Origin of the sequence: Kitasatospora sp. NPDC057542 (assembly GCF_042801945.1) — a bacterium.
GTDB lineage: Bacteria > Actinomycetota > Actinomycetes > Streptomycetales > Streptomycetaceae > Kitasatospora.
The window spans coordinates 40,125-53,228 of the sequence record NZ_JBHVFE010000003.1 but is presented as its reverse complement, the minus strand read 5'-3'; the positions used below and the strand labels follow the sequence as shown (position 1 = coordinate 53,228).

Genomic DNA, 13,104 nt, shown 5'->3' with positions numbered 1-13,104 from the left:
TGCTCGCGCTCGGCCGGGTCGAGGATCTCGATGCCGCCGATCGGCGCGTCCGGGGCGGCCACGGCGGCGCGCAGCACCCGCAGCAGGCGCTCGCCGAGGGCGGCCACGGTGGCGTGGTCGAAGAGGTCGGCCGCGTACTCGACCGCCACCGTCAGGCCCGCCTGCGGGCCCTGCTCGGTGAAGCGGAAGGACAGGTCGAACTTGGCCACGTCCAGCTCGAAGGGGTGCTCCGCGCAGCCCAGGTCGCCGAACGCGGCCGGCACCGTGACCCGGCTCTCCAGCGCCACCAGGGTCTGGAAGAGCGGGTGGCGGGCGGGGGTGCGGGTCGGGTTGAGGTGTTCGACCAGGCGCTCGAAGGGGATGTCCTGGTGGTCGTAGGCGTCCAGGTCGGTGCGCCGGACCCGGTCGAGCAGCTCCCGGAAGGTGGGGTCGCCGGAGGTGTCGGTGCGCAGCAGCAGGGTGTTGACGAAGAAGCCGACCAGGTCGTCGAGGGCCTCGTCGGTGCGGCCGGCGACGGGGGTGCCGAGCGGCAGGTCGGTGCCGGCGCCGAGGCGGGTGTAGAGGGTGGCGACCGCGGCCTGCAGCGCCATGAACAGGCTGGCGTTCTGCGCTGCCGCCAACTCGCCGAGCCTGCCGTGAAGTTCGGCGCCGACGGCGACCTCCACCAGGCCGCCCCGGTGCCCTGGTACGGCCGGGCGCGGACGGTCGTAGGGCAGCGCCAGCTCCTCCGGGGCGTCGGCCAGGGTGCGCTGCCAGTAGGCGAGTTGGTCGGTCAGCAGGGCGCTGGGCCGCTCGTCGGTGCCGAGCAGTTCGCGCTGCCAGAGGGTGTAGTCGGCGTACTGCACCGGCAGCGGTGCCCGGGTGGGCGTGGTGCCGGTGCGGCGGGCCTCGTACGCCTCGGCGAGGTCGCGGAAGAGCGGGGCGACCGACCAGCCGTCGCTGGCGATGTGGTGCATCAGGACCAGCAGGACGTGCTCGTCGTGCGGCAGCGACAGCAGGGTGGCGCGCACCGGCAGGTCGTGGGCGAGGTCGAAGACCTCCTCGCCGGCCGCGACCAGCGCGGTCCGCAGCTGCGCCTCGTCGGCCACCCACACCTGGCGCAGGGACGACTCCTCGGCCTCGGCGACCACCTGGTGCGGCTGTCCGTCGGTGGTCGGGAAGACGGTGCGCAGCACCTCGTGCCGCCGCACCACGTCCCGGACCGCCTGCTCCAGGGCGGGGACGTCGACGGCGCCGGTGAGCCGGACCGCGACGGGGGTGTTGTAGAGCGCGCTCGGCCCCTCGAACTGCTCGATGAACCACAGGCGCTGCTGGGCGGAGGAGAGCGGCAAGCGCTCCGGCCGCTCGGCCGGGCGCAGGGCCGGGCGGGCCGCCGTGGAGTCGGGCAGTGCGGCGGTGAGCAGGGCCACCGTCGGGTTGTCGAAGAGCGTGCGGATCGGCAGCTCGGCGCCGAGGCCGGCGCGGATGCGGCTGACCAGCCTGGTGGCGAGCAGCGAGTGCCCGCCGCGGTCGAAGAAGTTGTCGTCGATGCTGATCCGGGTGAGCCCGAGGACCTCGGCGAACAGCTCGCACAGGGCCTGCTCGGTGGCGTTGCGCGGCTCGCGCCCGCCGTCGGCGCCGTTGTAGTCGGGCGCGGGCAGGGCCTTGCGGTCCACCTTGCCGTTGGGGTTCACCGGCAGCTCGTCGAGGACGACGATGGCGGCCGGCAGCATGTAGCCGGGCAGCCGGTCGGTGACGAAGCCGCGCAGCTCGTCGGCCCGTACCTCGCCGGTGACGTACGCGACCAGGCGCTTGTCGCCCGGCTGGTCCTGGCGGACCGCCACGCAGACCTGGCCGACCGCCGGGTGGGCGGTGAACGCCGCCTCCACCTCGCCGAGTTCGATCCGGAAGCCGCGCAGCTTGACCTGGTCGTCCGCTCGGCCGACGAACTCCAGTTCGCCGCTGGGGGTCCAGCGCACCACGTCGCCGGTGCGGTACATCCGGCCGCCGGGCTCGCCGAACGGGCAGGCCACGAAGCGCTCGGAGGTCAGGCCGGGACGGCGGACGTAGCCGCGGGCCAGGCCGGAGCCGCCGATGTACAGCTCGCCGGGCACACCGACCGGCACCGGGCGCAGCCCGGAGTCCAGCACGTACAGCCGGTTGTTGGGCAGCGGGCGGCCGATCGGCACGATGTTCGGCACCTCGGCGGCCGAGGTCATCGGGAAGTGCGTCGCGAAGGTGGTCGTCTCGGTCGGCCCGTAGACGTTGATCAGCCGCAGCCCGGGGCAGCTGTCCAGCACCCGCCGCATGGCGACCGGCGAGGCGATGTCCCCGCCCGTCCACACCTCGTGCAGCCCGGTGAACGTCTCCGGGGCCTCGGCGGCCAGCACGTTGAAGAGGCCGACGCTGATCCAGGCGGAGGTGGTCCGCTCGTGGCCGATCACCGCCGCCAGCTCCGCGATGCCGAGCCGGCCGGCCGGGGCGATCACCAGCTGGCCGCCGGAGAGCAGCGGGGTCCAGATCTCGTAGGTGGAGGCGTCGAAGGCGGAGGGCGCGTGCACGGGCAGCCGCTCGTGGCCGCCGCCGGTGAACTGGCCACCGAGCGCGAGGTCCACCACCCCGCGGTGGGTGATGGCGATGCCCTTGGGCACGCCGGTCGAGCCGGAGGTGTGCATCACGTACACCAACTGGTCGGCGTGCTGCGGCAGTCCGAGGTTCTCGGGGTGCTCCTCGGCCTGCGGGGCGAGCACCGTCAGCCCGTCCAGCGCGGGGTGCTCGCGGTGCGCGGCGTCGGCCAGCACCAGCTCGGCTCCGGCGTCCGCGAGGACGGTCCGCAGCCGGTCCGTCGGCTGGGCGTCGTCCAGCGGCACGTAGAGGCCGCCGGCCTTGAGCACGGCCAGGATCGCCACCACCTGGGCGGCCGAGCGGTCGATCATCAGCGCGACCGGCGTCTCCCGGACGACCCCGGCCTCGACCAGCCGCAGCGCCAGGCCGTTGGCCCGGGCGTTGAGCTGGGCGTAGGTCAGCTCGGCGTCGTCGGCGGTGAGCGCGACCGCGTCCGGGGTCGCGGCGGCCCGCGCCTCGAACAGCTCGGGCAGTGAGCCCTCCGGCAGCGGGGTGCTGGTGCCGCTCCACTCTGTGGTCAGCTCGGCGCGCTCGGCCGCGGTCAACACCTCGACGGTGCCGATGAGTTCGGCCGGGTCGGCGACGATCCGGTCGAGCAGGGCCAGGAAGCGGTCCAGCAGGGCGCGGGCCTCGCCGGCGGTGAAGGCGTCCGGCTGGTGGTCCAGCCGCAGCTGGAGGCCGTCGCCGGGGGTGAGGGCCAGCACCAGCGGGTAGTGGGCGCTGTCGACGTCCTCGACCAGGGTGACGTGGGTGGCGCCGCTCGGGTCGGCGTCGTCCAGGGCGGACGGGTCCGGGTAGTTGCCGTACACCGTGACGGTGTCGAACAGGCTGCCCATTCCGGCGAGTTGCTGGATCTCGGTGAGGCTGAGGTGCTGGTGGTCCAGCAGCGCGGACTGCTCGTGCTGCAGGCGCAGCAGCAGCCGGCCCCAGCTCTCCGCCTGGTCCAGGCGCACCCGTACCGGCACGGTGTTGATGAGCAGGCCCATCATCCGCTCCACGCCCGGCAGGTCGTGCGGCCGGCCGGAGACGGTGGTGCCGAACAGCACGTCCTCGCGTCCGGTGAGCCGGGCCAGCAGCACGCCCCAGGCCGCCTGGACCAGGGTGTTGAGGGTGACGCCGTAGCGGCGGGCGGTGCGGGACAGCGCCTCGGTGGTCTCCGGGGTGAGCCCGGTGTGCAGGCGCAGCGGCAGCTGCGGGGTGGCGGCGGAGCGGCCGGGGGCGAGCAGGGTGGGCTCGTCGGCGCCGGCCAGCGCCTGGGCCCAGGCGGCGCGGGCGGCCGCGCCGTCGCGCCGGGTGATCCAGCGCAGGTACTCGCGGTACGGGGCCGCCGGGGCCATCGGCTGTTCGAAGTACAGGTCCCACAGTTCCTCGGCGAACAGCGGGGTGGACCAGCCGTCCAGCAGGATGTGGTGCGCGGAGGCGATCAGCTGGTGGCGCTCGGGGGCGAGCCGGAGCAGGGTGTAGCGCAGCAGCGGCGGGCGGTCGAGGTCGAAGCGGCGGCCGTACTCGGCGGCGGCGATCCGCGCGGCCTGGGCCCGCGGGTCGGCGTGGGAGGTCAGGTCGACGACGGTGAAGGGCAGGTCGACGCCGTCCGGGACGACCTGTACGGGCGGGCCGTCGTGCCGCTGGTGGAACGCGGCCCTGAGGTTCGGCTGGCGGGTCAGCAGCGCCTCGGCGGCGGAGCGCAGCCGGTCGGCGTCCAGCGGGCCGGTGACGTCGAAGGTCACGACCGAGGTGTAGACGTCGGCGCCGTCGGCGTCGTACGCCGAGTGGAAGGCCATGCCCTGCTGGAGCGGCGAGGTGGGCCAGACGTCCACCAGACGGGCGGGGGCGTGGTGGGCGGCGAGCTCGTCCAGCTCGTCCTGGGTGACGGCGACCAGCGGGAAGTCGGAGGGGGTGTGCCCGCCCGCGTCCGGCCGCTCGGCGTGCTCGGCGAGCGCGCCCAGCGCGGCGAACCAGGCCTCGGCGAAGGCGCGCACCCGCTCCTCGGAGAGCAGCCCGGTGGCGTAGGACCACTGGGCGACCAGCAGCGGGCCCTGCGGGGTGTCCACGGTGGTGGCGTCCAGGCCGAGCACCCGGCCGAGCGCGAGGCCGGTCGCGGCGCCCTCGGTCATCGCCTCCGTCCCGGCGAGCACGTCCTCGGCGGTGACGCCCTCGGGCGCGAAGCGGCCCAGGTAGTTGAACTCGATCTGCGGGTCCGCGTAGCCGTCGAGGACGGCGGCTGTGTCCGGGTTGAGGTGGCGCAGCAGGCCGAAGCCGATGCCGTTGTCCGGGACGGCGCGCAGCTGCTCCTTCACCCGGCCGAGGGCCCGGCCGAGTTCGGCGCCGGCCGCGGTGACCTCGGACCAGGCCGGCGCCCCGGGGGCGAGCCGGACGGGGTAGACGGAGGTGAACCAGCCGGCGGTGCGGTGCAGGTCGACGCCTTCGACGATCTCCTCGCGGCCGTGGCCCTCCACGGTGACCAGCACGGCGCCGTCGGGCCCGGTGGTCTCCTGGCCGCGCCAGTGGCCGAGGGCCAGCGCCAGCCCGGTCAGCAGCACGTCGTTGACCTGGGCGTGGTAGGCGGCGGTGACCTTGGTGAGCAGCGCCCGGGTGGTCTCGGCGGGCAGCACCAGCCGCAGCAGGCCCTCGGTGGCGTAGGTGTCCTGCGCCGGGTCCAGCGGGCGGTCGCCGAGCAGCGGGTCCGGGGTGGCCAACGCGGCCTCCCAGAGCGGGAGTTCGGCGGCCCGGCGGTCGGTCTGCGCCTCGGCGGTGAGGCGCTGGGCCCAGCGGCGGAAGGAGGTCGGCACCGGCGCGAGCCCGACGGCGCGGCCCTCGCGCAGCGCGGCGAGCGCGCCGAGCAGGTCCTCCTCGACGATGCGCCAGGTGACGCCGTCCACCACCAGGTGGTGGATCACCAGCAGCAGCTGCGAGGGCAGTTCGGGCCCGGCGTCGAAACGCACGGCCTGGAGCATCCGGCCGTCCTCGGGCGACAGGCGCTCGCGGGCGGCCCCGGTCTCGGCGCGCAGCGCCTCCGCGGTGGCCCGGCCCTCGACCCGGCGCAGCACGCCGTCGGCGGGGACGGTGCCGGGCTCGGGCACGTGCAGCGTCCAGGGGCGCTCGGCGAGCGGGGAGGTGCGGGCGCGGAACAGGTCGTGGTGGTCGAGCAGGGCCTGGACGGCGGTGGTCAGGTGCTCCTGCGTCGTGCCGGCGGGCAGGGTGAGCAGGGTGGACTGGTAGAAGCTCTCGACCGTGCCGTGCTGCGCGGCCAGCCAGTGCACGATGGGCGTCGGGGGCACCTCGCCGAGACCGGCTCCGGCGGGCTCGACGACGACCGGACCCTCCAGCGGACGGGCGATCTGCGCCAGCGCCTCGACGGTCGGGGCGAGGAACACCTCGCGCGGGGTGAGCTGGAGGCCCGCGTGCCGGGCCCGGGAGACCAGCTGGATGGCCACGATGGAGTCGCCGCCGAGCTCGAAGAAGGAGTCCGTGACGCCCACCCGGGGCAGGCCCAGCACCTCGCCGAACAGCCGGACCAGGGTGTGCTCCAGCTCCCCGGCGGGGGCCCGGCCGTCCTCCTCGCCGGCGCCGAACACCGGCGCCGGCAGGGCGCGCTTGTCCACCTTGCCGTTGGGCGTGAGCGGCAGCCGGTCGAGCACCACGACGGTGGGCACCATGTGGTCGGGCAGCCGCTCCGCGCAGTACGCCCGCAGCTCGGCCGGGTCGGCGGCGCCGACGGTGTAGCCGACCAGGCGGCGCTCGCCCGGGCGGTCCTCGCGGACCAGCACCACGGCCTGGCGCACCTCGGGGTGGGCGGAGAGGGTCTGCTCGATCTCGCCGAGCTCCACCCGGAAGCCGCGGATCTTCACCTGGTCGTCGGCCCGGCCGAGGAAGTCCAGCTGGCCGTCCGGGCGGTAGCTGCCGAGGTCGCCGGTGCGGTACATCCGCTCGCCGGGGGCACCGTACGGGTCGGCCACGAAGCGCTCGGCGGTCAGGCCCGGGCGGTTCAGGTAGCCGCGGGCCAGGTGCGGGCCGGCGAGGTACAGCTCGCCCACGGTGCCCGGCTCGACCGGGCGCAGCCGCTCGTCCAGCACGTGGATGCGCACGTCCTGGCAGGGGCGGCCGATCGGGGGCTGCTCCTCGCCGGTGAGCGGCCCGCTCATGCTGACGATGACGGTGGCCTCGGTGGGCCCGTAGCTGTTGAGCATCAGCCGGCCGCGGCCGCAGCGGGCGGCCAGCTCGCGGGAGACCGCCTCGCCGCCGCCGATCAGGGTGCGCAGCGAGGGCATCGGCAGGTCGGGCAGGGTGGAGATCATCGCGGTGGCGACATCGGCGTGGGTGACGCCGTACTGGTCGATCAGGGCGGCCAGCGCTTCGCCGACCAGCTGGCTCTGCTCGCGCGGCAGCACCAGGGCGGCGCCGGTGGTGAGCGCCACGGACAGGTCGGAGACCGAGACGTCGAAGCTGAGCGAGGAGGCCTGGAGCACCCGGCTGCCGGGGCCGACCCCGGTGGCGGCGACCTGGGTGCCGACCATGCTGGGCAGCCCGGTGTGGGTGACGGCCACGCCCTTGGGCACGCCGGTGGAGCCGGAGGTGTAGATGACGTACGCGGTGTTCAGGGCGCTCACCGGGCGGACCCGCTCGGCGGCGGTGAAGCGGTCCCCGGACTGCGCGGCCAGCTCGGCCCGGTGCTCGGCGGAGTCGAGCAGCAGCCGGGGGGCGCCGGTGCCGGGCAGCTGTCCGGCGGCCTCGGCGGTGGTGAGCACCAGGGCGGCGCGGGAGTCGGTCAGCATGTGGCGCAGGCGCTCGGCCGGGTAGGCCGGGTCGGCGGGCAGCCAGGCGGCGCCGGTCTTGGCGACGGCGAGGATCGCGGTGATCGCCTCGGGGGACTTCGGCAGGGCCAGTGCCACGACGTCCTCGGTGCCCAGGCCGCGGGCGGCCAGCACCCGGGCCAGCCGGTTGGCGCGGGCGTCCAGCTCGGCGTACGTGAGGGTGGTGCCCTCGGCGTACAGCGCGGGGGCGTCCGGGGTGCGGGCGACCTGGGCGTCGACCAGCTCGGTGAGGGTCGGACGGGCGTCGGGACGGGCCTGCGCCAAGTCGGCCAGCCGGGCGGCCAGCGCTGCCGGGGTGGGGGCGTCGGACAGGGCGGGCAGCTCCAGGCGGACGCCGAACTCGGCGTGCACGCGGGCCAGCAGCCGCTCGGCGGCGGGCTGGTCGCCGCCCAGGTCGTAGAAGCCCGCCGCGGGGTCGACCGACTCCCGGCCGAGCACCTCCGCGAACAGTCGGCACAGGACCTCGGCCGCTTCCGGCCGCTGCTCGGCTCTGTGCGTCTGCTGGACCCCGGACATGTGACTCTCTCCCTCGTGCGGCTGGCTCCCGCGGTGGCGGGAGCGGCTTGCTGGGTTGACCTCGGGGCGGTCAGCCCGGCGGTCGGCGGAGCGATGTTGCGGTCGTCTTGCGGTGCTGCGGTGCTGCGGTGCTGCGGTGCTGCGGTGCTGCGGTCCTGTGGTGCTGTGGTGTGCTTCGTGTGACGGCCGTGCGGCGCGTGGGTGCGGTGCTGCGGTGCCGGGGGTGGTGGCGCGCCGGTGCCGTTCGATGCACGCGCGTAGACGGCGGACATGGGACTGCGCCGGCGGCGTGACGGTGCGGCCGCGCGGCGGTGGGGTGCTGCGATGGGGTGGTGACGCGGTGTCGGCGGGCTCCGTGGTGCGGTGTGTCGACGACCGGGGGCGGCCGGGTGAGCGGCGGCCGGGCGGGCGGGTGGTGCGCCGGGCGAGCGGCGGATCCCCGCTGTCGCGTTCGGTGCTGCTGTGCTGCTGCTGCGTCAGTTCGGTGCCGCTGTGCCGCGGTGCTGCTGAGCTGCCGTGTTGCGTCGGTTCGGTGCTGTTGCGTTCCGTGCCGCGGGTCGGTCCGATGCCGAGGAGGTGCGGCCCGGGTGGGGGCCGCCCGGTGCGGACGCCGGCGCGGAAGCGGTGGTGTCAGCGGTCCGACGGTCGGGGTGCGGTGGCGGCGGTCAGCTCTCGGCCAGGTGGGCGATCAGGCTCTTCGGCCGCAGGTCCTGCCAGTTCTGCTCGACGTAGTCGAGGCAGTCCTGCCGCCCGGCGGCACCGAACACCTGCTGCCAGCCGGCGGGCACCGGGCTGAAGGCCGGCCACAGCGAGTGCTGGCCCTCGTCGTTCACCAGGACGAGGTAGCTGGCCTCGGCATCCTCGAAGGGGTTCGCCATCGTCGGTTCCTCTCTGTTGTCAGGGCAATGCGAGGAGGGGGAGGAGCGGGGAGCAACCGGAGTCGCGGCTCACGGACCCCAGCCGGAGTCTTCGAGGGGCGCGTTGCGGGCGGTGATGGAAACCGTGGACAAGTGCGGCTGGGCATGGAGTTGGAGGCCCACCAGGGCGACCAGCAGAACGGCGAGCATCCCGAGCGTCTTGTGGACGCGGACGGCAAGGCTTGGCATCGCGAAATCCTCTTCCTGAGGAGGGCGGTCTGCCCTCTTCGCTCTGAAATGCATCCTGCCGAAGGCCCAAACGCGCGTGGAAGCTCTGGCTGTGATCGTGAACACGCAATGCGGGAACCGGAAGCCTGGGCAGATCGTGTCAAAAGCAGACAGACATGATCCAAGCCGCACCTGGCGCTGTCAGATCAGTGGTGGGAACTCCTCGGGCGCGGGGGACATCGCAGCGAGGAGGCGGGCACCCCGGTACGCCGGAACGAGCCCCTGCGCAGCTCCTCCCGGACGGCGGGCCAGTCCTCGACCCATGACCGGTCCGCCCCGGCCGGCGACTCCAGGGCGAGCGTCGCCAGATAGGCGCGCTTGAGCGCGGCCCGTTCGTCCTGCACCCGGCCCGCGGCCTGCTCGATCCGGCGCAGCCGGGCGTGCAGCCGCTCCAGCGCGCCCCCGCCCGTCAGCAGCCGCCGCGCCTCGGGGCCGAACCGGAAGCCGGGGGCCAGCAGCGGCCAGGCCGACCGCCACACCCGGAACACCTCACGGTGGCTCGGCCCCCACTCCCGCTCGGCCCGGGACAGCCGCTCCAGCGCCGCGGCCTCGGTGGGCGCCGTACAGGTCTCGCGCAGCGCCCGGGAGAGCGCGCCCCAGTCCTCGCCCGGCGCGTGCCGCAGCGCAGCGTGCAGCAGATGTGCCACCGAACCGTGCACGACCGTGTGCGGCCACTGCTCGGCCGCCGCCTCGGCCAGCACCGAACCGGTGCCGCCGACCAGCACCCAGACCTCCCGCACCCCGCGCTCGGCGAGCCCGGCCAGCACCTGCGGCCACTGCTCCCCGTCCGTGGCCGGCCACAGGCCCAGCACCTCGCGCCGGCCCTCGGCGGAGATCCCGAGCGCCAGGTGCACCAGCGGCCCGCCCGAACGGCCGCTGCGCACCGAGTCGACGAAGACCACCGGGTAGACCGGGTCGAGATGCCGCCCGCGCCGCTCGGCGAGCTCGTCGAGCACCTGGTCGGTGATGGCCGAGACGGTCTCCCGGCTGAGCTCCACGCCGTACACCTCGGCCAGGTGCGCCACCAGCTCGCCCGAGCTGAGGCCCCGCGCGGTCAGCGAGATCACCAGCCGGTCGAGCCCGGGCAGCCGACGGGCCCGGGGGAGGACGGCCTTGGGGGTGAAGCTGCCCTCGCGGTCCCGGGGCACCCGCACCTCGACCGGACCGATCTCGGTGAGCAGCCGTCTGGCCCGGGCGCCGTTACGGCTGTTGGTGCCGGAACCGGAGCCGGAACCGGCGTCGGAACCGGAACCGGAGCCGGAACCGCTCAGGTGCTCCTGGAGTTCGAGCTCCAGGGCGCCCTCGATCAGCTGCTTGGCGAAGGCCTGGAGGATCCCGCCGTCGCCCAGCAGCCGTACCGCGCCGGAGCCGACCTGCGCGGCGGCGGCCTCCGCCAACTGTCGTACCAGGCGCTGGTCCACCAGGCCGGCGAGGGCGGCGGATGGTGCCGCCGGGTCGGAATCAGCTCGCAACTGGGGGTGCCTTCCGTCTGTAGGCCGTTCCATTCACCGATCGCCCGCTCCGGACGTCCCGACGGGACGCCAGGTGAGATGCGCCGGCAACCCCCCGGTCACCGCTGCCGGGTGCGTGGTTTTCGTGACCGTCACCATCGGCTCCCCCACTTGCGTGCACGTCCGACTACCGTCAGCCGATGATTTCCGCGTCCATTGGGCGTACACTCACGGCTGTCGAAGCCTGGGGGGCGGCTTCCGAAAGGCAGTCACTTCCATCTTGCCGGTTCGGATGCCTGGCGGTAGTCGGTACGAGCATTCGTGAAACCGCAATGCCGAAGCCAGAAGGATGCCCAGATGTGCCCAACCCAGGACAACTGCGCAGAAAGGGGAACGCCGCAGCTCTGCGACCGGGGCATCGAGTTCTACCGGACGGCACTGGCCGAGGGGGAGGCGACGGGCGAGGCTCCGGAGTGCCTGCTCGCGATGGGCCTGCTGCGCCCGCTGCCCGGCGCCGGCGAGCGACTGGCCCCCGTCCCGCCCGACATCGCCGCCACCGGTCTGGCCCGGCCGCTCGAACTCGCCGTACTGGCCCACCAGGAGCGGCTCGCCGAGCTGCACACCTCCTTCACCGCCGCCGAGCACGCCTACCGGGACGTCATGCGGCGGGCCAAGCTGCCGATCCGGCTGCTGGCCGGCGAGGAGATCAACCCCGCGCTGGAGAAGGCCGTCGCCGACTGCTCCGAGGAGCTGCTCACCGCCCAGCCGGGCGGCGGCCGCGCCCCCGAGCAACTGGCCGGCGCGCTCCCGCGCGACCTCGCCCTGGCCGGCCGCGGCGTGCGCCAACGCACCCTCTACCAGCACACCGTGCGCTCGCACGGCCCGACGCTGGCCTACATCGAGCAGGTCACCGCCCAGGGCGCCCAGGTGCGCACCCTGAACGAGGTCTTCGACCGGGTGATCATCTGCGACCGCTCCACCGCCTTCATCCCGGCCGGCGCCGACCGCGAGGCCGCGGCGATGCTCATCCAGTTCCCGCCGCTGGTCGAGTACCTGCTCAAGATCTTCGAGCTGATGTGGGAACGCGCCGAGCCCGTCACCTACCAGCAGGGCCACCACCGCCCCCGGCTGCTGACCGCCCGAACCCGCCAGAGCGTCCTGCGCCTGATGGTCAACGGCTACACCGACGAGGCCATCGCCTCCCGCCTCGGCATGAGCACCCGCACCGTCTCCAGCCACATCCAGAAGGCCAGCGAACTCCTCGGCAGCCGCAGCCGAGGCCACCTCGGCTACATCATCGCCCGCCAGGGCGTCCTCGACGAACCCCTCGACGAACTCTGACGGCCCCGACGCTCCGGGGCCCGTCGGCCCGAGCGCGACAGCAGCGTGGCCCGGACACCGTGCCGTGCGTATTCTGACCGCCGACTCCCATCGGGGGGAGATGCGGCCATCGGTGTTCAGGGCCCGGCCGTTGCCGAGTTTTCCGACGAGCACAAATGGTGATCATGGAAACGTCCCATCTCGACCGTCTGACCTGCCTCGCCGTGTGCGCCGGTGCGGGTGGCCTCGTGCTCGGTCTCGAACAGGCGGGTTTCGACCCCGTGTTGCTCCTGGACAACCGTCCGGTGGCGTGCGAGACGCTGAGGCTGAACCGCCCCGATTGGCACGTCCTCGAAGCCGACCTCCTCGACTTCGTTCCGGAGGAGCACCGGGAGTGCTACGACGTGGACCTCCTGGCCGCCGGCCTGCCCCGGGTGAAGGCGAGCGCCGCGGTGAGGCGCGAGGACAGCGTGGAGGAACTCCGGCTGCTCGATGCGACGGTCATGCTCCTGCACGGCGTGCAGCCGCGTGCCCTGCTCATCGAGAACCTCTCCGAGTTGGCCTCCAAGCCCGCGTACGAATCCATCCGCTCGGAGGTCGAGACCGAGCTCGAACACCTTGGGTACCGGCACCGCTGGTTCGTCGTCAACGCGATGGAACACGGTGTGCCCCAGGACCGCAAGCAGGGGGTCCTGGTGGCCTTGAAGGGGGACGCCATCCGTGACTTCGTCCCTCCGGCCGGCGGTGCCGAACCGCCGCTCACGGTAGGCGAGGCGCTGGGGGCCTCGATGGCCGAGGGCGGTTGGCCGCACGCCGCCGCATGGGCGGTACAGGCCACCCGGGTCGCGCCGACCCTGGTCGGGGGTTCCTGGAACCGGGGCGGGGCGGACCTCGGGCCCAGTGGGTCGAAGCGTTCCTGGGCCCGCATGCGGGTGAACGGCGGTACCGTCGCCGACGCGGTCCCCGGGCCGGATCATCCCTGGGACCCCGCACCCGATGGGACGGGCCTGGTGGCGCTGACCGTGGAACAGGCGGCACGGTTGCAGGGGTTCCCCGCCGACTGGTCCTTCGCCGGTCGAAAGACCGCCCGCTACCGTCAGGTGGGCCATGCGACGCCGCCCCCGGTGGGTCGGGCCCTCGGGCTGGCGATCCGGGCCGCGTTGGGGCAGCCCGTACCCGCGCCGTGGAGTCGCCGGTGACCCGAGCAGCGCGGACTCGGTGACGCCGGGGCGGGACGGCGCGGTGTGCGTCGTCCCG

Annotated in this window: 5 protein-coding genes and 1 pseudogene; 2 read left to right on the top strand and 4 right to left on the bottom strand. The window is 74.2% G+C overall.

What is annotated here, in order from left to right; translation table 11 throughout:
* Positions 1 to 5: 5 nt before the first annotated feature.
* The 4 genes and pseudogenes from ACFU7Y_RS00965 to ACFU7Y_RS00950 all read right to left on the bottom strand — a co-directional run.
* Positions 6 to 7,931: pseudogene (locus ACFU7Y_RS00965) on the bottom strand (amino acid adenylation domain-containing protein); the annotation flags it as partial.
* Positions 7,932 to 8,596: 665 nt separating this feature from the next.
* Positions 8,597 to 8,809, bottom strand: coding sequence for an MbtH family protein (locus ACFU7Y_RS00960; RefSeq protein ID WP_224276228.1), 213 nt, complete (start codon positions 8,807 to 8,809; stop codon positions 8,597 to 8,599).
* Positions 8,810 to 8,878: 69 nt separating this feature from the next.
* On the bottom strand, positions 8,879 to 9,037 hold the full coding sequence (locus ACFU7Y_RS00955; RefSeq protein WP_224276227.1) for a hypothetical protein: 159 nt from the start codon (positions 9,035 to 9,037) through the stop codon (positions 8,879 to 8,881).
* 185 nt (positions 9,038 to 9,222) lie between these two features.
* On the bottom strand, positions 9,223 to 10,548 hold the full coding sequence (locus ACFU7Y_RS00950) for an IS256 family transposase (protein WP_380765841.1): 1,326 nt from the start codon (positions 10,546 to 10,548) through the stop codon (positions 9,223 to 9,225).
* Positions 10,549 to 10,884: 336 nt separating this feature from the next.
* Here ACFU7Y_RS00950 and ACFU7Y_RS00945 point away from each other — a divergent pair, with 336 nt between their 5' ends.
* Both ACFU7Y_RS00945 and ACFU7Y_RS00940 read left to right on the top strand, forming a co-directional pair.
* Complete coding sequence (locus ACFU7Y_RS00945) at positions 10,885 to 11,868, top strand: helix-turn-helix transcriptional regulator (RefSeq protein ID WP_224276223.1); 984 nt, start codon at positions 10,885 to 10,887, stop codon at positions 11,866 to 11,868.
* 164 nt (positions 11,869 to 12,032) lie between these two features.
* Entirely contained in the window at positions 12,033 to 13,046 is a 1,014-nt protein-coding gene (locus tag ACFU7Y_RS00940; protein WP_224276221.1) for a DNA cytosine methyltransferase, read from the top strand.
* The last annotated feature ends 58 nt before the right edge of the window (positions 13,047 to 13,104 follow it).